Consider the following 22187-nt stretch of genomic DNA (forward strand, 5'->3'; position numbering starts at 1 on the left):
GGGGTTGCGGACGGCTGATTCAGTTGCTGGGGCGAATGCCCCAGCGCCGTAGCCGCCAGATCGTCACCAGGTTGGTCACCAGCGCCAGCAGTTCGGCGACGATGCCGCCGAGGGAGCCGATCAGCGCATTGTTGATCAGCCATGCCAGCGCGGCCGCGGCCAGACAAAGCCGCATGGGGATGCCACGCAGCATGAACATGCCCACGGTACCGAACAGCGTCGCCACCAGCGGCCACAGGTCCGCCGGACCGCGCGCTACGGCCAACGCCACCGCCAGGTTGAGCGCCAGCATGCCGAGCATCACCCGCCAGTCGCCGCGATAGCGGCGCGCCAGCAGAATCCGCACGATCACCAACAACGTGATACCCGCCGCCGTCCACTCGCCGAACAGCAGAAAATGCACGGCAAAAGCGACGTTGGCGAAGATCAGGTGGAGCAGCAGCCGATCGTCCTGGCGGCTGGCAAAGGCCAGAATGATGAAACCCAGCGCGATCAGCCCGCCGAGCTGTGCGGCCAGCGTGGTGGCATCGAGTGGCGGCATGCGTCCCTCTCCCTGTGACGGCCGCGTCCCCCCGGGCCGATGCTAGATAGCCTGCTATACTTTTTTCCCCGGGTTGCCCGGCTCGCTGCCGGGTGCCGTTTCAGCGGCCTTGGCCGGCAAGATGCTACTCGCCGGCCAAGGCCATTTACCCCGCACAGGAAGCCAGACATGTCCCAGACCCACATCAAGACCGAATGGATCGAGATCACCGCCGAGGACGGCAAGACGTTCAAGGCTTATCAGGCACTACCCCACAAGGGCAAGGGCCCCGGCATTCTGCTGATCCAAGAGATCTTCGGCGTCAACGGCCATATCCGCGGTGTCGCCGAGCAGTACGCCATGGATGGCTACAGTGTCATCGCGCCCGATGTCTTCTGGCGCGAGGCGCCCGGGGTCGAGCTAGGCTATGACGGTGACGACTGGAAAGCCGCCGTGGCGCACAAGCAGGCGCTGGACTACCCCACCGTGATCAGCGACCTGCGCGCCGCCACCCAGGCTCTGCGTGCAAGCCCGGTGTGCGAGGGGCCGATCGCCTCGGTGGGCTACTGCATGGGCGGTGTGCTTTCCTACCTGTGCGCGCTGGATGCGGGCGTCGACGCCGCGGTGTGCTACTACGCCGGTGGCCTCACCGAGTATCTCGATCGCGCCGGCGAGCTCGCGGTACCGGCCCAGTTCCACTTCGGTGCCGAAGACGACCACATCCCGCTCGCTCATGTCGAACAGACCCGCGACGCGTTCGCTGCCAACCGCGAGGTCGAAGTGCATCTCTATGACGGCGCCGAGCACGGCTTCAACTGCTGGTCGCGGGCGAGCTATCACCAGCAGGCCGCGGCGCTGGCACATGGGCGTACGCTGACCTTCCTCGCCGGCCGCAAGGCCTGAGGCGCCCAGTTGCCCCGCCGGACCTTCGTCAGGCGCTTGCCGGGCGCGACGACGCCGACTAGCTTCTGACCAGGACAGATACTGTCAGTCGTAGACCCCGTTTCTCATACAGCGCGCCATGTCGGCACGCGCCCACCCAGCCAGGAGGCACTCATGGGCATCATCACGTGGATCATTTTCGGTCTGATCGCCGGCGCCATCGCCAAGCTGATCATGCCAGGCAAGGACCCGGGCGGCTTCATCGTCACCATTATCCTCGGCATTCTGGGGGCGGTCGTGGGCGGCTGGATCGGCACCGCACTCGGTTTCGGCAGCGTCTCCGGCTTCAACTTTGGCAGCTTCGCGATCGCCGTGCTCGGCGCCATCGTGCTGCTGATCGTCTATCGCGTGGTGCGCAAATAGCGCCAGACCCCATCCGCCTCATCGCCGCCGCCGGCATGGCGCCAGCGGCGGCCACCCCCGTCGCGCCATCGCGCCCCCTCAGGAACCTTTCGCTATGCCCAGCAACGCCCACTTCTACCAGCCCCGAGAGGGGCATGGCCTGCCGCACAATCCGTTCAAGGCGATCATCGGCCCGCGCCCGATCGGCTGGATCTCGTCACAGGACGAGTCGGGGCAGTTGAACCTGGCCCCTTACAGCTTCTTCAACGCCTTCGCCGATACCCCGCCGATCATCGGTTTCTCCAGTGCCGGCTACAAGGACAGCGTGCGCAACATCGAACGCACCGGCGAGTTCTGCTGGCAGCTGGCGACCCGCCCTCTGGCCGAGGCCATGAACCAGAGCGCGGCGTCGGTGGCCCCGGAGGTCGACGAGTTCAGCCTGGCCGGGCTCACCCCGAGTGCTTCCCAGGTCGTCGCGGTGCCCCATGTGGGTGAAGCCCAGGTGGTGTTCGAGTGCCGGCTGAGCCAGACGCTGCGGCTGCGCTCTGCCGCCGGCGAAGAGATCGACAACTGGCTGGTACTCGGCGAGGTGGTCGGGGTACATATCGATCCGGCCCTACTGGTCGATGGCATCTATCAGACCGCCGCCGCGCGTCCGATCCTGCGTGGCGGCGGCCCGGCGGACTACTTCGAGGCCGCCGAGGCGCAGCGTTTCCAGATGCGCCGGCCGGGCTGAGTGCGGCTCAGCCGTTGCCGGTGTGGAAGCGCCAGGTATTGCGCCCGGCGCGCTTGGCCGCGTACATCGCGCGGTCGGCAAGTAGCAGCGCCTCCTGCGGCTCCTCGGTATCCACCCCGAGCAGCGCCACCCCGATGCTGACCCCGATGGTGATCGCCACCCCCGACTCGAGCTCGATCGGGGTCTGCAGTCCTGCGACGAAGCGCACCAGCAGCGCCTCGACCTCGTCGCGCTGCCCGCACCCCTCCAGCAGCAGCACGAACTCGTCACCGCCCAGCCGCGCCACGTAGTCACGCTGGCGCAGCAGCACCGCCAGCTCGCCGCCGACGTGGCGCAGTACGCGGTCTCCGGCGTGGTGGCCGTGGGTGTCGTTGATCTGCTTGAAGTGATCGAAATCGAGCAGCACGAGGGCATGGCAACGATCCGGATAGAGCCGATGATGGCGCCCCATCACCGCCAGACGACGGTCGAAACCACGCCGATTGCCGAGCCCGGTGAGCGGGTCGGTCACCGCCAGTTGCTCGGCCGCGTCCGCGGCGCGCTTACGCGCGGTGACGTCATGCGCGACCCCCTGCAAGCGCCCGGCCTCCAGCGGGTTGAGTACCAGGCTGACCCAGCGCCGTGGCTCCTCGTCGCCCAGCGCCACCTCCCACTGCTGCCCACGGCCGCCGGCGACCATCGTGGCCGGGCTGGCGCCAAAGCTGCCCTCGGGGTCGATCAGGGTGGCGAAATCGATCGGATGGCGGTTCAGGTCGCGATTGGCGGGCAGCTTGAACAGGCGCCGGAAGGCGGGGTTGGCGACGCGGATCGCGCCGTCGTCGTCGACCTCGAAGATGCCCGTCTCGACATTGTCGAAGATCGCCCGGTAGCGGCGCTCCTCGACCTCGCGCTCGAGGCGCAAACAGCGCTCGGCGTCGAGACTCTGGACCAGGTTATCGATCATGGCGTTGACGCTGTTCACCAACTGACCGATCTCATCGTCACGGTTACCTCTCGGCGCCTGCAGTTTCTGCCCGGTCTCCGCCTCGAGCGCTCGCAGCCGCTGCGACAGCCCGGTGATCGGGCGGGTCACGTAGCGCACCACCACCAGCACCACACAGAAACCGATGCCTAGAAGCTGCAGCAGCAGCGCACCGCCGACGAAGCGCGAGGCCTGATCGACCAGGCCATCGATGTAGCGCTGATTGGGGTCGATGATCAGGCGGCACAGGGGTGTCCCAGCATCGAATGGCGAGGATATCTCGCGCGTGAACAGGGCATCGCTGGATGCGTCGATCGGCCCACCCCGATCGACCAACAGCTTGCCGTCGAGGGACTCGATGCGTACCGCATGCACGATATCGTTGCTCAGCAGGCCATCGGCCAGCTCCCGTGCCAGCTCTTCGCCATTCAGGAAACAGGCGATCTGCGCCGTGCGCTCGACCGTGGTCAGCAAACCCTCGAGGCGTGCCTGCTGCTCCTGATGCACGCTCTGGACGCGGAAGTGCACCGCCAGCAGCAGGAAGGCGACGCCCAGCAGCCCCACGATGAGCAGGATGATCGCTGTAGTGCGCAGCGCCAGGCGGGTGTGTAATAGCGTCAGCAGTCGCGACATCTTTCACTCATTCAGTATCAGCACGACGTGCAGGTCGTCACCCACCTCGCGGCTGTCGAGATAGCCGACGGCGCTCGGGTTGTGCGCCACGAGCTGGCGCATCTCGGCGGCCGTCGCGACCTGCTGTGGCGGTGAGGCCTCGCCCGAGAACACCAGGCGCGCCCAATAGGCGTTGATCTCGGCCAGATTCTTGTTCACCAGCGTCCGATAGAAACGCGCCTTGAGCGGTGCCACGTCCAGTGGCAGCGCCGGATTGCCATTGGGCAGCTTGCGATAACGGCCCATGAAGATATTCACCGCATCGCTGCGGGTGAGCTGACCGACACCGCTGCCCGCCTTGACCACGATGGCGATATCCGCCATCGCCGGGAGTGCCAGCGTCAGTAGCGCTATGAGAAGACAGGCGCGCACGCGAATCATGCCCAGGTTCCTAGAAGATGAAGTCCAGCCCGAGGCTGAAGATCGAGCTCCAACCACCCTCCCAGTCGCTGTCGCCACGCCACAGGAAGCCGGGCCTGCGCGTATCGACACGATCGAGCTGCACCTTGAGTGCAATATCCCTGGCGACATCGAAGCGCGTGCCGAAGGTCCAGGTGCGCTGGTCGATATCGGTGACGTCAGGGTTGGTGGAAGAGGTCATGGCGCGGGAGTGGGCGACATAGGGCGTCACCTGCCCCACCCGGTAGCCGACCGAGAGCAGCGCCGAGTCGATCCGGCCGTGGTAGCGCGCGGTACGGCTACGGTTCCACATCGCCTGTACCTGCAGTGGGCCGCTGTCATACAGCGCCCCCAACGAGAACAGCCGCAGCCGCGAGAAGCCGAGTGCGCGTTCGATCTCGCGCTCGCCGTCCAGCCCGGGGATCTGCAGGCTGTCGATCTCGTTGACGACGCTCCCGGCGTAATCCACGTCAGAGTGTACTTCGGTATAGCTGGTGCGCAGACGCCAGGGGCCGTGTTCGTAGTCGAGATGACCACCGTAGACGGCGTCGGCATCGAAGTCCGCGACCAGGTCATCGATCACGTGAATGCGGCTGTCGGAGCTGCCGGCGTAAAGCTTGAGCCGTACCAGGTCGCTGCCCAGCGGCTGCTTGAAGGTGACGTCGGCACCGTCGATATGGGTCAACTGCAGCATGCCGAACTGATCCACCGGCGGTCTTACCCAAGGGTAGGCGTAACCCACGTAGCGCGAGTCGGAGAGCTGGAACACATCCCAGCCCAGGCGCCCGGCGCGCAGCTGCAGCGCAGGGTCGGGGCGATAGCGCACGAATGCCCAGCTCAACTCGGGGCGGTAATTGCCGCTGTCGTGGTAGCGGCTGATCCCCTGCACCACCAGATCCCAGCGCGGGTCGAAACGCCACCCGAGCTGCGCCCCCAGCAGGCTGTCGACCCGCGCGCTCCATCCCTCACCGGCGCCCTTGGGCTGGCCGATGTCACGCAGGAACTCGGCCTCGGAGTTGTCACTGTGGACCAGCCCCAAGGTGCCGAATCCGCTCAGTGTGAGACGGCCGTCGTCGCTTGCATGAAACGCCTGGGCCGCCAGACTCATGCTCATCAGCACGAGCCCCAGCCCTATCTGTCGCCATCGCTGCATATCGGGTCTCAGGGGCGGGCGGCGTGGCTGCCACGCGTTCCACCGCTCGAAGAAAAATTAGAATGTCTGCATTATTGTCGGCAGGTGACAGCCTTTCTGAAGTCGGCAACCCGCCGAGGGCGCAGGCACGGGCCGGTTCTGCCCACCCAAGCGACGCCACTCGGCGGGGAACGCGACGTGTTAGACTTTGTCTCTATAAGCCCATTTTTCACGCCAATTTGCGCCGATCGTTATTGGCCCGGATGGAGATAGCCGCTCAATGTCTCTGGAAGAACTGCATCTCAACCTGCGCAACCTCGCCTGCGAGGATTATCCGCAGCTCAAGCGGCTGATGGACGCCGTCTACGACGACATCGGCGGTGCCTGGTCTCAGCACACCATCGACAAGCTGATCGACGAGTTCCCCGATGGCCAGATCATCATCGAGGACGACGACAAGATCGTCGGCGTCGCGCTCACCGTGCGGGTCGACTACGACCGCTTCTCCAACCCGCACAAGTACGACGAGCTGATCGGCCACCGCGAAATCATCCTCAACGAACCCGAGGGCGATGCGCTCTACGGTCTCGACGTGCTGATCGACCCCGCCTACCGTGGCTATCGCCTCGGCCGGCGCCTGTATGAAGCGCGCAAGGACCTGTGCCGCTCGATGAACCTGCGCGCGATCCTGGCAGGCGGGCGTATCCCCAACTACCACCAGCACGCCGCGGAGATGTCGCCGGCGGAGTACATCGAGCGGGTCGCGCGTAAGGAGTTCTACGACCCCATCCTGTCGTTCCAGCTGGCCAACGACTTCCTGGTCAAGCGGCTGTTGAAGAAGTATCTGCCCGAAGACGAGAAGTCGATGGGCTACGCCACCTTGCTGGAGTGGAACAACATCCTCTACGAACCGGCCAGCCTGGTGATCGACACCCGGCGCACCCAGATCCGCGTGGGCGCGGTGCAGTGGCAGATGCGCGAGTTCGACTCGGTCGAGTCGGTCCTCAAGCAGGTCGAGTTCTACGTCGATGCCATCTCCGACTATCAGAGCGACTTCGCGGTCTTTCCGGAGCTGTTCAATACCCCGTTGATGGGGCTGACCGACCAGACCGACCAGGTCGCGGCGATCCAGTTCCTGGCCGGCTTCACCGAGCGCTTCAAGAGCGAAATCTCGCGCATGGCGGTCTCCTACAACATCAACATCGTCGCCGGTTCGATGGTGGAAAAAGGCGCCGACGGCAAGCTCTACAACGTCTCTTACCTGTGCCACCGCGACGGCAGCGTCGACCGCCAGGCCAAGCTCCACATCACCCCCCAGGAGCGCCGCGACTGGGTGGTCGAGGGCGGCGACGAGCTGTGCGTGTTCGAGACCGATGCCGGCCGCGTGGGCATCCTGATCTGCTACGACGTGGAGTTCCCGGAGCTGCCGCGGCTGCTCGCCGAGCAGGACATGGACGTGCTGATCGTGCCGTTCTGGACCGACACCAAGAACAGCTATCTGCGCGTGCGCCACTGCGCCCAGGCCCGGGCGATCGAGAACGAGTGCTACGTAGTAGTGTGCGGCAGCGTCGGCAACGTACCCTCGATCGAGAACCTGGACATCCAGTACGCCCAGTCATCGGTGTTCTCGCCGTCCGACTTCGCCTTCCCCCACGATGCGGTGCTCTCCGAGACCACGCCCAACACCGAGATGGTGATGTTCTCGGACCTCGACCTGAACAAGCTCAAGCTGGTGCGCGCCGAAGGTGCGGTGACCAACCTCAAGGATCGCCGCCTGGACCTCTACGACCTGCGCCTGCGCGACTGGTCGTGGAAGTCCGGGGCGCGTCAGGAGGAGAGCTGAGCCGTGCTGCGAGGCGAGCGTAACGCCACCCCGGAGAGGCCCGCGTGAAGCGGCCGGGCTGGTGGCCCATTCGGCGCGGCGCCCCCGCGTTCGATGCGGCGTGCTGGCAGGCGGTGCGTCAGGGCCTGCCGCTGCTCGCCGACCTCGGCGACAGCGACGCCGCACGCCTGGGTGAGCGCGCCTGGCAGCAGCTGCACCGCTGGCAGTGGGCGGCGTCCGAGGGCGTCGAATTCGATCTCGCCGCCCAGCTCGCGATCACCGCCCAGGCCTGCCTGCTGACGCTGGCCTGGAGCGACGACGACGCCAGCGCCGCCTTCGCCAACGTGCACGATATCGTACTGGTCGCCGACGCCTTCCATCGTCGGGTGGAGGAGCTGGACGACTTCGGCGTGATGCACGAGTACGAGGACGAACGCGCCGGCGAGACCTCCTGGCGTGGCCCGGTGGTGCTGGCCTCTCCCGAGGTCGGCGCCAGCGGCGACTACTCCGGCTACAACGTGATCATCCACGAGTTCGCCCACAAGCTCGACCTGGGCAACTCCCACGATGTCGACGGCTTCCCGCCGCTGGCCGCCGCGAGCGAAGTCACCGCCCAGGAGTGGCATCGCATCTTCACCGCGGTATGGGACGACCTGCAGGCGCACCTCGCCCGCGGCGAAGAGACGCCGATCGACGACTACGCCGCCACCCACCCCGGCGAGTGCTTCGCGGTCTGCTGCGAGCTCTTCTTCACCGCCCCGGATCAGTTGATCGAGGTCTATCCCGCGCTTTACGACCTGCTGAAGCGCTACTTCGGGCAGGACGCCATGACGCGTTTCACACGCCCCTCGCCATCCGCCTGAGGCCGATTTCAAAATTCGAACGCCATAGCGTAAAAAATCGCAGGATGGAGGATCAAGATGTCGGCGCCATTCGCCAAGCCCAAAGACGCGGTAACGACACCGCTGAACGAGGGGCCTTGCGTGCCATTCATCCCGCTGTCTCAGGGGTATTCGATAGAGGCCACACCGAAGGCGATACTTGGAGACAGGGTCGAATGGGGCGCCGTTCCCGAGGGAACCCGCATTTTCATTCCCCAGTTCCCGAAGAATACGCCCGAGGAGATGCTGGCGTGCGCCAAGCGATTGCAGGGCATGGGCTTCAAACCGATACCCCATGTGACCGCCCGTAGGCTAGCCGACAAGCGTGAATTCGAGCGTTTGCTATCGAAACTGGTGGCAGAGGCCGCCGTCGATGAGATCCTGCTGCTGGCCGGCGGCGACGACACGCCTCACGGCCAGCTCGGCAACACGCTCGAGCTGCTGGAGTCGGGTGTCATCGAGCGTGTCGGCATACGGCGTATCGGTGTGGCGGGGCACCCGGAGGGTCACCCCGAGGCGACGCAGGATGCGCTCGACCGTGCCTTGGCGATCAAGAATGCCTTTTCGGTCGAGACCGGTATACCGCTCTACATCGTCACCCAGTTTTTCTTCGATGCCGACCCTTTCATTGCCTGGGAGCGTCGTATTCGGGAGCAAGGCAATCGGTTGCCGATTCATGCCGGCCTGCCCGGCCTGGCCAGTGGACCCAGCCTGCTCAAGCACGCCATGGCTTGCGGGGTCGGTTCCTCGGTCAAGGTGCTACGCAGGAACATGACCGGATTGAGAGGATTGCTAGGCCTGAGCTGGCGAGGTCAGGATCCAGGCCGGATCGTCAAGGCACTGGCTGTCTCCAAGGAGCGCGATCCGGCCAGCAACCTGGCGGGCTTCCACTTTTATGCCCTGGGTGCGTTCGATCTCACGGTAAAGTGGGCCAACCGTTTCGCGCAAACTCGAGGATGACCGGGGTCATCGCCCCGTCGGCGTCGTCTCTCTAGCAACAACCCAACGGTAGCCAACGACCCACCGGTAGCCGGCAAGATACCGCGCATCGGTTACGCCCGCCCCCGCCCGACGGGCAGCGTGTCGAATGGAATTGGGATCGCCTCTACGCCGATCTCGCTGCCATCGCGCGTTCAAACGCCTCCCGCCAAGCCCCGGCCTGTCGCGCCGGATCGACGGGGAACCGCCCCAGTTCCACGGCAAGATCGAAGAAGCCCTGCGCGGGCAGCCCTTCCCCGCGGCGGCTGACGACCAGCGCGGCGATAAAGGGCCGGCCGTGCGCGGCGTCTTCACGCATCAGGGCTTCCAGCGCCTGGGCGACGCGCTGAATGGTGCGCGGCGGCTGCAAGCCCAGCGCCTCGGCGAGCTGCTGATAGGTGATCGGCAGTGCCTCGCGGGGAGCCGCCGCCAAGTATTGTCGAATACGCTGCGGGAGTGCGGAATCTTGGGTCATCGGCCTAGGCCCTTCACGAAAACTGGCTGCGCTCGCTGAATGTGTAAACACCCTCTAAGCATCGGCATCATGCGCCAAGCGCCTGGCATGAACAAACGCACCGCCGAAAGAAGGTGGCCAGTCTGCCAGGTTCTGCCAAGCGCTAGCGCTCGGGTATGCTAGCCCTTCAGCGATTGGCTCTGCCGTTACCCTACCGAGGCCCCATGCGAAAGATTCTACTCGTCGACAACGGCTCCCTGCGCCCCGCTGCCACGCTCAATCTGCGCCGGCTCGCCGCGGCTCTAAGCCAGGTCAGTGGCGAGGCGGTCGAGGCCGCGTCGCTGCTGCACTCGTTCAAGATCCCCCCCGAGCAGCTCGGCGGGCACAAGGCCGTCTCGCTGGGGCCGCTGGCCGAACGCCATGCCGCCGTGGGCGTGACCGAGCTGCTGATCCTGCCCTTCTTCTTCGGCCCCAGCCAGGCGCTGACCCGTTACCTGCCGGAGCGGCTAGCCGAGGTGCGGGCCAGCTACCCCGAGCTGGCGGTGAAGGTCGCCCCGCCGCTGGTGGATACGCTGCTGACGCCGGATTTGCGCCTGGCACGGCTCCTAGCCGACAACGTGCGCGAATGCATGACGGGCCAGTCCAAGCCCAGGGTCGTGCTGGTCGACCACGGCAGCCCGATCCCCGAAGTCACGGCGGTGCGCAACTACCTCAGCGGGCAACTGAGCGCACTGCTGGCCGACGATGTCGCGTGTGTGACGTTTGCCTCGATGGAGCGCCGCGAGGGCGACGCCTACCGCTTCAACGAGCCGCTGCTGGAAGACCTGCTGGCCTCGCCCGCGCTGGCCGAGGGTGACGTGATCCTCGCGATGCTGTTTCTCTCCCCGGGCCGCCACGCCGGCGAAGGGGGCGACATCGCCGAGATCTGTTCTCAGGCGATGTCGCGCGCCCCCGGCCTCAACGTGGTCACGACACGACTGGTGGGCGAGAACGATGCCATCGTCGAGATTCTCGCCACTCGCCTGCAGCAGGCACTCGCCGGCGAGCCGCTGCTGATGGCGCTCGCCCCGGCATCGCCGCCGGCGTGAGCGACGCTCGACCAGGCGCCTGGCCGAAGGCGGCCCTCAACCACGACCTTCTGCAACGACACCTCAAAGGCGCTCCCATGATCGATTTACGCAGCGATACCGTGACCCGTCCCAGCGCCGAGATGCGCCGGGTGATGTTCGACGCCCCCCTGGGTGACGATGTCTGGGGCGACGACCCCAGCGTCCATCAGCTGGAGCGCTACGCCGCCGACCAGACCGGCAAGGAGGCGGCGCTGTTCTTCCCCTCCGGCACCCAGAGCAATCTGGTCGCACTGATGAGCCACTGCCAGCGTGGTGACGAATACCTCGTCGGTCAGCAGGCGCACACCTATCGCTATGAGGGCGGCGGCGCGGCGGTACTGGGCAGCATTCAGCCGCAGCCGATCGACAACGCCGCCGACGGCAGCCTGCCGCTGGAGAAGATCGCCGCCGCGATCAAGCCGGTGGACCCGCACTTCGCCCGTACCCGACTGCTGGCGCTGGAGAATACCTTCCACGGCCAGGTCCTGGATGCCGGCTATGTGCATCAGGCCACCGCGCTGGCGCACCAGCACGGTCTCGCCACCCATCTCGACGGTGCCCGCGTGGGCAATGCCGTGGTCGCCAGCGGCTCGACCCTGGAAGCGCTGTGCGCGCCCTTCGATAGCGTCTCGATCTGCTGCTCCAAGGGGCTTGGCGCGCCGGCCGGTTCGGTGCTGGTGGGTAGCCAGGCACTGATCGATCAGGCCCGGCGCTGGCGCAAGGTAGTGGGCGGCGGCATGCGCCAGGTGGGGCTGCTGGCGGCGGCCTGTGAATATGCGCTGACGCGTCATCTGCCGGCACTGGCCGCGGATCATGCCAAGGCCGAGCGTCTGGCGGCGGGGCTCGCCGCCATCGACGGGATCGAAGTGACCTCACAGGCGACCAATATGGTGTTCGTGCGCTTCACCCGCGGCGACGCCCTCGACCCCGAGCACCTGCTCGCCTGGCTGAAGGCACGCGACATCCTCGTCGGTGCGCTCTACGCGCCGCGCTTCGTCACTCACCGCGATGTCTCCGAGGCGGATATCGATCAGGTGGTGGACGCCTTCACGCGCTACTTCGCCAGCCACTGACCAGCCAGCCACCGATCGACCAGTCACCGATCGACCAGTCACCGACACGGCCGACCCGCAGCGTCGCCTGCCGCGCGCCGGCAAGCGCCTCAATCGACCCGGGTGGATGAGCCGGAAGAGGGACGTGTCGGCGTGGAGCGCGTAGTCGTGGTGGTGGTCGTTGTGGTCGAGCGGGTGGTGGTCGAGCTGGCGCCCGGCCCGCCATCGCCGCTCGGCGCATCGGGATCGCAGACCCGTCGCGCGGTGGAGATAGTGGTGCCGCCGTCGCGGCCATGGCAGATCGTGCCGCCGGCCGAGTCGTCACGCACCGGTGGCGGGTTGGGCGCGGTGTTGATGCCCGGCACCACCTGAATCTCCAGGCGCCGCGGCACGTAGTCTGCGCGACCGTCGTGGTTGTTGTCGGGCAGATACACGCGCTTGCCGGTGTGCGGGTCGACACCGGTAACACCCTGCGCCAGGGCGACGCCGGCCGCGGGCAGCGCCGTCATCAGGGCCAGGCCCAGCGTCAGTGCCGCCTTGGCCAGCGGGCGACGGGATCGCGATAGCTTGGACATGCTCCACCTCGAAGTTGGCGGGAAAGGCCTTCAGCATAGCCCACCTGGGCCGTGGCCGGCTCGGCTCAGTGGTCCGCCAGCAGCCAGTCCCACAGCGCCGCCGCCGGCGCGCGCAGCTGACGGCTGGCCGGGCGTACCAGCCAGAACGCTTCGTCGGTGGCCATATCCAGAGCGAAGGGCGCCACCAGATCACGGCTCGCCTCGAGCAGGCGTCGGTGGGAGAGCGCAATCCCGCCGCCGTAGCCGGCCAGCGCCAGGGTGGTCACGTGGGTATCGCAGATCATCGCCCGGCAGCGCTGCTCGAGCCCGGCGACACCTGCCAGAGCCAGCCAGCTCGGCCAGCCGGCGGCGAACCCCGCGGCGTGCAGCAGCGTTTCGCCGGCCAGGTCGGCGGGCTCGCCCAGGCGCTGCGCCAGCGCCGCGCTGCACACCGGCAGCAGGCGTTCTTCACCCAGGCACTGCGCGGTGAGATCGGGCCACTCGCCGTGGCCGTAGCGCAGCTCCATATCCACCCCTTCGGCACCGAAGTCATCCGCCCAGATCGCGCTCACCAGGCGCAGGGTGACCTGCGGATGCGCCTGCTGGAAGCGCAGCAGGCGCGGCGCCAGCCAGGTCTGCTGCAGTGCCGGCGTGGCGCGCAGGGTGACCGGCGCATCGGGGCTGGGACCGAACACCTCGGCGGTACCTTCGGCCAGCCGCGCGAAGGCGTCCTGCACGCTGGGCAGCCAGGCGCGCCCGGCCGGTGTGAGCGCCAGACTGCGCGGATGGCGCACGAACAGCGGCTGCCCGACACGGTCCTCGAGCAGCCGAATGCGCTGACTGATCGCGGACTGGGTGACCCCTAGCTCACGCCCCGCGGCGGTGAAGCTGAGGGTGCGCGCAGCCGCCTCGAACGCGTGTAGCCAGAGCACCGGGGGTAGCTGGGACATAGTGACTCTCTTGCAGTTCGAGTGGACCGGAAGACGCTCTCACGCACCGACTGGCGGACGATGTCGGACACAGCCTACACGTTCTCTGAAATAAGCCCGGCATTAGCCCAGCTTGGCCTTAGCCGATAGATTAATCGTTTGTCACGCTTTGTCACTCTCCGCATCCTGTTTCGATATCGCGAGACGTGAGGCGTCGATGCGCCTATCGCTCGCCCGGCGTTCTGCCGCTCATTCCTCATTCACCTGCAAGAGATGGTCACGCCATCGGGAGTTCGAGTCTTGTCATCCGGTAATGCCTTCCACACCGCTTCTGTCCAGAGCGCCGACACGCGAGTCGAGATGGCCGAGTTGCGCCGCTATCGCCAGGGCGAGGGCGAGGGCGCGCCCGACGTGGCGCTGGTGGACGCCAGGCGGCAGTCACGCCGGGTAGTGCTGACCTGGGCCGATGGCAGCCAAGGCGAGTTTCCCCAGCGCTGGCTGCGCGATCACTGCGCTTGCTCGGCGTGCCGCCACCCGCTGACCCGAGAGCGTCTCTACTCGCTGCTCGACGACCCGCTGTGGGCACGTCTGGGCAACGACGATGCGGTGGCCGAGCTGAACGTTGCCGCCGACCGCCTGAGCCTGACCTGGGCCGACGGGCATCGTTCGCGCTTCGATGCCGGCTGGCTCCATCAGCGCCGTCCCGGCCAGGCGCGGGACACCCTGCTGCCCCGCGCCGCGCCGTGGCAGCCCGGCTTCGCGCCGCGCCACGTGGCCTATGCCGACTTCGACGACAGCCAGGCCGGGCGCCGCCGCTGGATCGAGGCGCTGCTGCGCGATGGCCTGGTGCTGCTCGATGACGGCCCGCGCGAGCCGGAAACGGTCTCCCGCATCGCCGAACACATCGGCCCCCAGCGCGCCACCAACTTCGGCGCCCGCTTCGATGTACGCTCGGTACCCAACCCGAACAACGCGGCCTATACCGCGATCGGCCTGGAGCTCCACACCGATCTGCCCAACTGGCGTCAGCCGCCGGACATCCAGCTGCTCTACTGCCTGGAGAACGATGCCGAAGGCGGCGAGTCGAGCTTCACCGACGGCTTTGCCGCGGCACGCGAGCTGCGTCAGCGTGACCCGCAGGCGTTTCGGATTCTCAGCGAAACGCCGATCGACTTCCGCTTTCAGGACGATGGCCACGATATCGCCGTGCGCCAGCCGGTCATCGACCTGGATGCCACCGGTGAGCCGCGCGAGATCCGTTTCAACAACTGGATTCGCGATACCCTGAGCCTGCCGGTGGCGCAGATCGACGCCTGGTACGACGCCTACCATACCTTCTGGCAGGTGCTGCGCGAGCCGCAGCGCCGGGTCGAGCTGACCCTGGCGCCGGGGCAGATGGTGGCGTTCGACAATCGCCGCGTGCTGCACGGACGTAACGCCTTCGACCCCAACACCGGCAAGCGTCATCTTCAGGGCACTTATCTCGACCTCGACATGCTGCAGTCGCACCTGCGCGTGCTGACACGCTGAGAGCGCACCACCGCTAGCCCTTACCCGCTATCAAGGAGAATGACAATGAGATATGCGACCACCCTGACCGCCCTGCTGCTGAGCGCCGGCCTGAGCCTGAGCGCCATGCCGGCGGCCCAGGCCGCGGACGACACCATCGTCTTCGGCGCGCCCGCCTGGCCCGGTATCAGCGTCAAGACCGAGATCGCCAGCCAGTTGCTGAGCGCACTCGGCTATCACCCAAAGGCTCAGGAGATCGGGCTGCAGGTCATCTACCAGGGCCTGGACAGCGGTGACGTCGATCTCTTTCTGGGAGCCTGGCTGCCGGCCCAGCAGCCGATGCTGGCGCCGCTGGAGGAGAAGGGCAGCGTGCGCCACCTGGCCACCAACGTGACCGGCGCGCAGATGACACTGGCGGTGCCCGAGTATGTGTACGACAGCGGCATCACCTCGTTCGCCGACCTCGATGCCCATCGCGATGAATTCGGCGGCGAGATCTACGGCTTCGGCGCCGGCTCGGCGGCGAGCGAGATCCTGAACAAGGCGATCGACGCCGACACCTGGGGCCTGGGGGATTGGACGCTGGTCGACACCAGCACCGTGGGCATGCTCAGCGCGGTCAAGAGCCATATCGACAACCACGAGCCAATCGTATGGGTCGGCTGGAAGCCGCACTGGATGAACCTCGAGTTTCCGATGCACTATCTGAGCGACAGCAAGAATCTGTTCGGCAAGGGCAACGGCGCCAGCGACGTGCGCACGCTGATGGCCAGCAAATACGCCGACGCGCATCCCAACCTGGTGACTTTCTTCGATCAGTTCAGCTTCTCCTCGGCAGAGCAGAGCTGGATGATCCAGCAGTACGGTCAGGTCGGAGAGTCGCAGCAGGCGGTGGCCAAGGCGTGGATCACCGCGCATCCGGAAGAGGTTCAGGCGATGCTGAAGGGTGTCGAAACCACCACCGGCGAGCCCGCCTGGCCGGCGGTGAAAGCGGCGTTCTCGCTGTGATCCACACTGGCTGAGGCCGCACCGGGCGGTGCGCCGAGCGCGCTCCGCCATTACGGCAAAAAAGCGTTACATTTTTTTCGCGATTTTTTTGACCCCAGCGGGAACTATCCCGCGCGCAGGCACTCTGAGTCAGTGTTCCCTTGAATGATCCCTTACTTGCCCACCATCCCCTGGTGGGCATTTTTTTGTCTGGCTGTTTTTCCGGGCCACATCCAGGCGCCGCACGGCAAGTGGCAGAACGCCGGTACGCGTCTTACTCAAACTAGGGTAACGGCGGCACCCGCCCCGCCATCTCCGCCACCATGAACTCGGCGAAGCGTTTGACCCGCAGACTCTCACGCGCACGCGCGCTGTAGAGCAGATGGAAATCCGCGGCCACGCCGCGCCATTCGGGCAGCAGCTCGACCAGCTCGCCGCGGGCGAGCAGCCCATGCACGTCCCACCAGGAGCGCAGCAGCACACCGTGGCCATCACGCGCCAGCCGGGTCATCGCCTCGCCGTCGTTGCTCGACAGCCGGCCATGTACGCGCACCGTGCGCTGCTCACGTGGGTCGGCCACGGCCTCGAAGCGCCACAGCGCATAGTCGGTGTCGTTCTCACGGATCACCAGGCAGTCGTGCTGGGCCAGATCTTCCGGCGTTCGTAGCGGTGGCCGGCTGGCGAGATAGGCCGGCGCCGCACACAGGATACGGCGGTTGGCGAGCAGCCGCCGGGCGACCCAGCGTGCGTCCGGCGGCTCGCCCACCCGGATGTGGATATCCACGTCCTGAGCGTCGAGTCTGCGGGGGAAATTGCTCAGCTCCAGCTGCAGCGAGAGCTGAGGGTGGCAGGCAGCGAAGCGCGACAGCAGCGGCGCCACATGGCGCCGGCCAAAACCGAAGGTGGCATTGACGTGCAGCCGACCGCTCAGCGCCGAGCCCTGCTCGCGCAATGAGTTCTCGAGCTCGCCGAGATCGTCGAGGATCAGAGCGCCGCGCTGCAGGTAGCGCTCCCCCTCCGGCGTGAGCGTCAGGCGCCGAGTGGTACGAACCGCCAGCGTCACGCCCAGCCGCTGCTCCAGCTGCTGCAACCGCTTGCTGACCGCTGAGAGTGACAGCCCCAGCTCACGGGCCGCTCCGGTCAGGCTGCGCGCCCGGGCGATATGCTGGAAAAAGGCCAGATCGTCGAGCGCCGCCACGCCATTCTCCACCTGTATTCAACAATGGCTTGCATGATAGCCCGATTATCGCCGCGGCGAGAGGGCCTACACTGCAGACAGCGAAACTAGGTGCTGTCTGAAAAGTCGACGAGCGAAGGCCAGGCGAGTCAAAAATCGGCGAAAACGCGGAGTTTACGAGGTGTAAATGAGCATTTTGAGCCGGTTTTTAACGCTGCATGGTCGAGCGCAGTTCTTTTCAGATAGTGCCTAACGGCACTGGCACTCGAACAGCGTGCACCGTCCTCCCATCGACTTCATGAGGTAATCCCAATGGCTAACCAGCCCCATCGCATTGCCGTCATCCCCGGCGACGGCATCGGCACCGAAGTGGTGCCGGAAGGCCTGCGCGTGCTCGAGGCCGCCGCCCGCCGTTTCGATATCGCGCTCGAGTTCGAGACGTTCGCCTTCGGTAGCTGCGACTACTACCTGGAACACGGTCAGATGCTGCCGGACGACTGGTTCGACACCCTGTCGCGGTTCGACGCCATCTTCTACGGGGCGGTGGGCTGGCCGGAGAAAGTACCCGACCATATCTCGCTGTGGGGCTCGCTGCTGCAGTTCCGGCGCCATTTCGACCAGTACATCAACCTGCGCCCCTGCCGGCTGATGCCGGGCATCAAGAGCCCGCTGGCGGACCGCCACCCCGGCGACATCGACTTCTACGTGGTACGCGAAAACACCGAGGGCGAGTACTCGAGCATCGGCGGCAAGATCTTCGAGGGCACCGAGCGCGAGACGGTGATGCAGGAGACGGTGATGACGCGTACCGGGGTGGATCGGGTGCTCAAGTACGCCTTCGAGCTGGCCCAGAGCCGCCCGCGCAAGAAGCTGACCTCAGCGACCAAGTCCAATGGCATCTCGATCACCATGCCCTACTGGGACGAGCGGGTGAAGGCGATGGCCTCGCACTACCCCGAGATCGGCGTGGATCAGTTCCATATCGATATCCTGACCGCCAATTTCGTCCTGCACCCGGACTGGTTCGATGTCGTCGTCGCCAGCAACCTGTTCGGCGACATCCTTTCCGATCTCGGCCCGGCCTGTACCGGCACCATCGGCATCGCGCCCTCGGCCAATATCAATCCCGAGGGCAAGTTCCCCAGCCTGTTCGAACCGGTCCACGGCAGCGCGCCGGATATCGCCGGCAAGGGCATTGCCAACCCGATCGGCCAGATCTGGTGCGGCGCGATGATGCTCGAGCATCTGGGGCACGACGCCGCCGGCGCGGCCATCGTCAGCGCCATCGAACGCGTGCTGGCCAGCGACGACCGCACGCTGCTCACCCCTGACATCAAGGGCCAGGGCACCACCGAAAGCCTGGGTCGGGCGATCGCCGAGGCACTTTGACGGCGATGCGACCGGCGAGCCCCGGGGTGGCGACGCTACGCCGGGGCGCGCGGCGGTAGAGGCCGGTCAACTGGCGGTACGAGTCAAACGATACTGCTGCTCCAACTCGTGGTAGAGCGCCGCGTAGAGCGGCTGAAAGGTCTGACTGAGTTCGCGCTCGGCACGTCGCTGGTCGATATAGAACGCCGCCCGCACACCGAGCAGCTCGACGGTCGGGCTCACCTGGGCGAAGCGCAGCCCGGCCCTGGCCAGCAGGCGCTGAAAGCGTGGCTCGATCATCGCCAGAACGTGGGGGCGGTCAAGCAGACCACTCAGGGCAGTAGCGCATAGGTTCAGACCAATACCGAGGGTCATGAACGCCTGACGGCCGTGTCGCTGCAGCAGTTGCTTCTCCTGCGCCGATGCACGCTCGCCTCCCCCGCCACCTGTACGAAAATAGTGGGGAATGGCGACACGCGATATTTCGCAAAGGTGCGCCCTGGAGAGTGGAACGTCGCCCATGTCGATGGTGATGCCCAAGTGCGAGCAGTGTTCTTCGACAGGGAGAATGACTGCATCACCATCATCCCCTGTCGCCTTGACCACCCGCAGACAACCGACGACCATCCCTGTTTCGCGATGCGCCACGAGACAGTGCAGGGCATTGTCATCGAAGGCGTCCCGTTCGACGCGATCCCGCTGGTCGATGCTGAAAAAACCGAGCTCTTCGCAAAACACTCGATGACGCAGCTGAAAAGCACACCGCTTGTCATCCTCGGACAACGCCAACCTGAACTGGAAAATTGTCAGCAATGCGTCCGTCACACCAGCGATCGAGCGGGGCCGCGAGCGCTCATCCAAATCCTGCGTCGCGAGCAAGCATTGGTTTGCCAAAATAGAACCCCTGAGCGTAATCGATATTATAATTGGCCAAGAAGGGCAAAATAGAAGGCTTATCGACGAATTCAGCGACCGTCTTCTTGCCCAACCCACGGGCGATATCGGCGATAGCTTTGACGATCAGACGACTCTCCTCGCTATCCAACAGCGTGGTAATGAATGACCCATCTATCTTGATATAGTCCGACGGCAGCTGCCCTAGATAGTAGAAACTGCTGAAGCCCACGCCAAAGTCATCCAGTGCTACTTGGCAGCCCAAGCGTCTGATTTCTTCGAGCACGCCTCTCGCCGAGGTGAAATCAGTCACCGCTGCAGTCTCAGTGACTTCCACCACCAAGCGATGGGGCTTCACCTGCCACTTATCAAACTCTTCACGCAGAAAGGTTGTCAATGTCCGGTCATTGAGAGACTGCCCAGAGAGGTTGACAGCCAGATTGATGATGTCATCGGACTGGTTTGCCAGCAGGGCGATACCGCGGGAAAGCACCCATCTATCGATGGGAACGACCTGTCCCGTGCGTTCGGCAACCGGAATGAAGGCGCCCGGCGATAAGTAGCTTCCATCTTCCTGGCGCATACGTAGCAGCGCTTCGTAATGCTGAATAGTGAGATCTTTCAATCGAAAGATAGGCTGAACCAGCAATTCGAACTGGTCATGCAGCAGGGCACTGCGAATTCTTTCGACCCAAAAGACACGATTCTTCAAGTCTTCACGCCCCTGCTGATCCGGCGTCAGCAAATGCCAGCGTTGGGTAGCGTCCTCTTTGGCGCGATACATCGCGTAGTCGGCATTGGCCATCAGCTCATCGGGACTGTCGCCGTTATCGGGATAGAGCGCAATACCGATACTGGCACTGGCGCGGTGGGTGCGACCATCCACGTGCAGACTGCGATGCTCCAACTCCTCAGCGATCTGTTTGGCGCGTTCGATCGCTAGATCCGCAGAGGCGTGCTCCATGAGCACGGCAAACTCGTCGCCTCCCAGGCGCGCCACGATACTACCCCGGTTGAGCTCTGCCAGCGTCGCTGCCACAGTCCGCAGCAGTTGGTCTCCTGAATGGTGGCCGCTCAACTCGTTGACGTCCTTGAATCGATCGAGATCGAGATAGAGCACCGCACCGAAGTGGCCCATGACCACGGCACGGCGCAACGAGTCCTCGAAGAAGCGCCGATTGTAGAGTTCCGTGAGTGGGTCGCGGTTGGCCAGCCAGGACAATTGATTTTCAGCCGTTTTCCTCTCGGTGATATCGACGCCGACGGAGATGACCTCAGTGCCCGCTTCTTCCGTTCTCAATGGGGTGTGATACCAGACGATCGTTCGGGTGGTGCCATCGACAGCAACGAACGTGCTCTCCTGCTGGCTGCCGTGTGAGAATATCTCCTCCTCGTCGAAGCGCTCGACCGCAAAGGTTGCCGGGAAACTGCGTTGCTTGAGCGCCTGCTCATCCAACCCCGTCATCACCTGGCAGAATCGATTGACCAGCGTCATGCGGCCATCCCGGCGGTGCGTGACAACCAGAACCTCTGCGGTATTCATGAGTCCACGAATGAAGTCACGCTCTCGAGCCAGTTCGCGTACTCGGGTTTCGAGTTCGCTTCCGCGTTTGCTGACCTCCTTTTCGAGACCCTCTAGCTGGATCTCGAGATCTATCGCCGTCTTCTCCAGCGTATCGATCTCGTCGACGAACAATGATCTGCGCGCCTGCCGTCCCTGCCGCATGACGTAGTATTGACGGTCTGCCAGTAGCGGAAGCTTACGGCTGATTTCCCGCAACTGGTCCATGCGATAACGCAGAATCAAGTAAAGAATGAACTCCGCCGCCAGCCAACCACCGAGGGAGATCAGCAGAATGGTATTGGTGGTGCTGGAAATGCTCGCCATCTGCGAGGTCACGTCCGAAACCAATAGAAAGCTGCCAAGCGCGCCGTCGTCGCTATCAGTTCCCGCGATGGGAATCGTCGACAGCTCATAGGTCCGGCCGCCGCGCGAGTAGCTCAGGGATCTGCCCTGGATCGCTTCCCAGGTGTACTGACGCGAGAGTGTCTTGATGAAGGGCAGTAGCTCGGACTCATGAGTCAAGGCGGTGAGCAGAGTATTCCAGCGTGGCAGAAAGCGCGCATCGTCCGCGTCCCCTGCCTGACGTACCAGCAGGGCGACCTCACTGCCAGAACTCTTCTGCACATAGCGCGTCACATCGGCCAGCGAGCGTGATAAGACCACAACCCCTGCATCGGTACCCTCAGCCAATACGGGTACTGCCTCGTACTGCTGGCACGACTGCCGGCATACCAGTCGATCGGCAGGCTCCTCACGGGTCAGAATGCCGCGCAGCCAGGTCAGGTCGATGCTGGCCGGCCCGAGTGTACTCTCTCTGCCGGTGCTGGTGATCACGTCCAGATGGCGGTCGTAGACAATGATTTCATCTACCCCGGCATCCAACTGCAGTGTGGGCCACAGCGTGCGGAGCGCACGACTGGCACGCGCTGTGTCTGCATTCAGCAGCGCCTTGCCCAGAGAATCAGAGGCGGCCACCAGGCTCGCCATCTGCCGCATGACATCCGCGGAGCGCTGAATATTGAAATGCACTTCCTGACGTTGACGCTCGTAAAAATCGCGCCGGGCGTCATCGAACTGGTCCACCAGCGCTCGATTGCTCACCCAGACGATCAAAATCGTCAAACCTAAAAGCAGAAAGCTGGTGAGCAGCATGGCTCGCCATTTCAGGTCCAGCTTGAAGGTCCGCTTATGAGCAATCATTCAAA

At 65.0% G+C, this 22187-nt stretch carries 21 protein-coding genes; 11 read left to right on the plus strand and 10 right to left on the minus strand.

The genetic code is table 11. The features are described 5' to 3' along the window. Positions 1 to 19: 19 nt before the first annotated feature. Positions 20 to 541, minus strand: coding sequence for a YgjV family protein (locus J0A90_RS08200; protein WP_207033404.1), 522 nt, complete (start codon positions 539 to 541; stop codon positions 20 to 22). A gap of 168 nt (positions 542 to 709) precedes the next feature. Here J0A90_RS08200 and J0A90_RS08205 point away from each other — a divergent pair, with 168 nt between their 5' ends. The 3 genes from J0A90_RS08205 to J0A90_RS08215 all read left to right on the plus strand — a co-directional run bounded on the left by J0A90_RS08205 (position 710) and on the right by J0A90_RS08215 (position 2540). Further along, entirely contained in the window at positions 710 to 1423 is a 714-nt protein-coding gene (locus tag J0A90_RS08205; RefSeq protein ID WP_207033406.1) for a dienelactone hydrolase family protein, read from the plus strand. A 153-nt stretch (positions 1424 to 1576) separates the two neighbouring features. Next, complete coding sequence (locus J0A90_RS08210) at positions 1577 to 1825, plus strand: GlsB/YeaQ/YmgE family stress response membrane protein (RefSeq protein WP_207033408.1); 249 nt, start codon at positions 1577 to 1579, stop codon at positions 1823 to 1825. A gap of 94 nt (positions 1826 to 1919) precedes the next feature. Next, positions 1920 to 2540 carry a flavin reductase family protein gene (locus tag J0A90_RS08215; RefSeq protein ID WP_207033410.1) on the plus strand — a complete coding sequence of 207 codons (621 nt, stop codon included), beginning with the start codon at positions 1920 to 1922 and terminating at the stop codon, positions 2538 to 2540. 7 nt (positions 2541 to 2547) lie between these two features. Here the strand turns inward: J0A90_RS08215 and J0A90_RS08220 are convergent, their stop codons facing one another. Genes J0A90_RS08220 through J0A90_RS08230 form a run of 3 tightly spaced genes read right to left on the minus strand, consistent with a single transcriptional unit; the run spans position 2548 to position 5725 of the window. Further along, a complete protein-coding gene (locus tag J0A90_RS08220) occupies positions 2548 to 4134 on the minus strand; it encodes a diguanylate cyclase domain-containing protein (protein ID WP_207033412.1) in 1587 nt (528 codons plus the stop codon). A gap of 3 nt (positions 4135 to 4137) precedes the next feature. Beyond that, a complete protein-coding gene (locus J0A90_RS08225) occupies positions 4138 to 4554 on the minus strand; it encodes a hypothetical protein (RefSeq protein WP_207033414.1) in 417 nt (138 codons plus the stop codon). A 10-nt stretch (positions 4555 to 4564) separates the two neighbouring features. Then, positions 4565 to 5725: a porin gene (locus J0A90_RS08230; protein WP_207033416.1), complete on the minus strand. Its 1161-nt coding sequence runs from the start codon at positions 5723 to 5725 to the stop codon at positions 4565 to 4567. A 259-nt stretch (positions 5726 to 5984) separates the two neighbouring features. On the opposite strand from J0A90_RS08230, the gene J0A90_RS08235 reads away from it, so the two are divergent. The 3 genes from J0A90_RS08235 to J0A90_RS08245 are packed head-to-tail and all read left to right on the plus strand — an operon-like array spanning position 5985 to position 9367. Next, on the plus strand, positions 5985 to 7547 hold the full coding sequence (locus tag J0A90_RS08235; RefSeq protein ID WP_035477065.1) for a bifunctional GNAT family N-acetyltransferase/carbon-nitrogen hydrolase family protein: 1563 nt from the start codon (positions 5985 to 5987) through the stop codon (positions 7545 to 7547). Positions 7548 to 7591: 44 nt separating this feature from the next. Next, entirely contained in the window at positions 7592 to 8389 is a 798-nt protein-coding gene (locus J0A90_RS08240; RefSeq protein ID WP_207033418.1) for a M90 family metallopeptidase, read from the plus strand. Between the two features lie 57 nt (positions 8390 to 8446). Next, positions 8447 to 9367 (plus strand): methylenetetrahydrofolate reductase, encoded by a 921-nt coding sequence (locus J0A90_RS08245; RefSeq protein WP_207033420.1) that lies wholly within the window; start codon positions 8447 to 8449, stop codon positions 9365 to 9367. Between the two features lie 145 nt (positions 9368 to 9512). Here the strand turns inward: J0A90_RS08245 and J0A90_RS08250 are convergent, their stop codons facing one another. Beyond that, a complete protein-coding gene (locus J0A90_RS08250) occupies positions 9513 to 9860 on the minus strand; it encodes a hypothetical protein (protein ID WP_207033422.1) in 348 nt (115 codons plus the stop codon). Between the two features lie 203 nt (positions 9861 to 10063). Here J0A90_RS08250 and J0A90_RS08255 point away from each other — a divergent pair, with 203 nt between their 5' ends. Together J0A90_RS08255 and ltaE are read left to right on the plus strand one after the other, a co-directional pair. Then, the gene (locus tag J0A90_RS08255; protein ID WP_207033424.1) at positions 10064 to 10927 is read left to right on the plus strand and encodes a sirohydrochlorin chelatase; all 864 of its coding nucleotides are present in this window, start codon (positions 10064 to 10066) and stop codon (positions 10925 to 10927) included. 77 nt (positions 10928 to 11004) lie between these two features. Next, positions 11005 to 12021, plus strand: a complete 1017-nt coding sequence (gene ltaE / locus J0A90_RS08260) for a low-specificity L-threonine aldolase (protein WP_207033426.1) — start codon at positions 11005 to 11007, stop codon at positions 12019 to 12021. Positions 12022 to 12110: 89 nt separating this feature from the next. Here ltaE and J0A90_RS08265 read toward each other — a convergent pair whose 3' ends face one another. Then, positions 12111 to 12575: a hypothetical protein gene (locus J0A90_RS08265; protein ID WP_035477081.1), complete on the minus strand. Its 465-nt coding sequence runs from the start codon at positions 12573 to 12575 to the stop codon at positions 12111 to 12113. A 65-nt stretch (positions 12576 to 12640) separates the two neighbouring features. After that, positions 12641 to 13504 carry a LysR substrate-binding domain-containing protein gene (locus J0A90_RS08270; protein WP_035477082.1) on the minus strand — a complete coding sequence of 288 codons (864 nt, stop codon included), beginning with the start codon at positions 13502 to 13504 and terminating at the stop codon, positions 12641 to 12643. 339 nt (positions 13505 to 13843) lie between these two features. Here J0A90_RS08270 and J0A90_RS08275 point away from each other — a divergent pair, with 339 nt between their 5' ends. Continuing rightward, positions 13844 to 15013, plus strand: a complete 1170-nt coding sequence (locus tag J0A90_RS08275) for a TauD/TfdA family dioxygenase (RefSeq protein WP_207033712.1) — start codon at positions 13844 to 13846, stop codon at positions 15011 to 15013. 45 nt (positions 15014 to 15058) lie between these two features. Next, positions 15059 to 16000 (plus strand): ABC transporter substrate-binding protein, encoded by a 942-nt coding sequence (locus J0A90_RS08280; RefSeq protein ID WP_233076607.1) that lies wholly within the window; start codon positions 15059 to 15061, stop codon positions 15998 to 16000. 262 nt (positions 16001 to 16262) lie between these two features. Here J0A90_RS08280 and J0A90_RS08285 read toward each other — a convergent pair whose 3' ends face one another. Next, a complete protein-coding gene (locus J0A90_RS08285; RefSeq protein WP_207033429.1) occupies positions 16263 to 17177 on the minus strand; it encodes a LysR family transcriptional regulator in 915 nt (304 codons plus the stop codon). Positions 17178 to 17468: 291 nt separating this feature from the next. On the opposite strand from J0A90_RS08285, the gene J0A90_RS08290 reads away from it, so the two are divergent. Continuing rightward, positions 17469 to 18545, plus strand: a complete 1077-nt coding sequence (locus tag J0A90_RS08290) for a tartrate dehydrogenase (protein ID WP_207033431.1) — start codon at positions 17469 to 17471, stop codon at positions 18543 to 18545. 66 nt (positions 18546 to 18611) lie between these two features. Here J0A90_RS08290 and J0A90_RS08295 read toward each other — a convergent pair whose 3' ends face one another. Together J0A90_RS08295 and J0A90_RS08300 are read right to left on the minus strand one after the other, a co-directional pair. Beyond that, entirely contained in the window at positions 18612 to 19403 is a 792-nt protein-coding gene (locus J0A90_RS08295) for a PEP-CTERM/exosortase system-associated acyltransferase (RefSeq protein WP_207033433.1), read from the minus strand. Beyond that, a complete protein-coding gene (locus J0A90_RS08300) occupies positions 19378 to 22182 on the minus strand; it encodes an EAL domain-containing protein (RefSeq protein ID WP_233076609.1) in 2805 nt (934 codons plus the stop codon). The genes J0A90_RS08295 and J0A90_RS08300 overlap by 26 nt, the downstream gene beginning before the upstream one ends. Between the last annotated feature and the right edge of the window lie 5 nt (positions 22183 to 22187).

Origin of the sequence: Salinicola sp. DM10, from assembly GCF_017306975.2 — a bacterium.
Taxonomy (GTDB): domain Bacteria; phylum Pseudomonadota; class Gammaproteobacteria; order Pseudomonadales; family Halomonadaceae; genus Salinicola.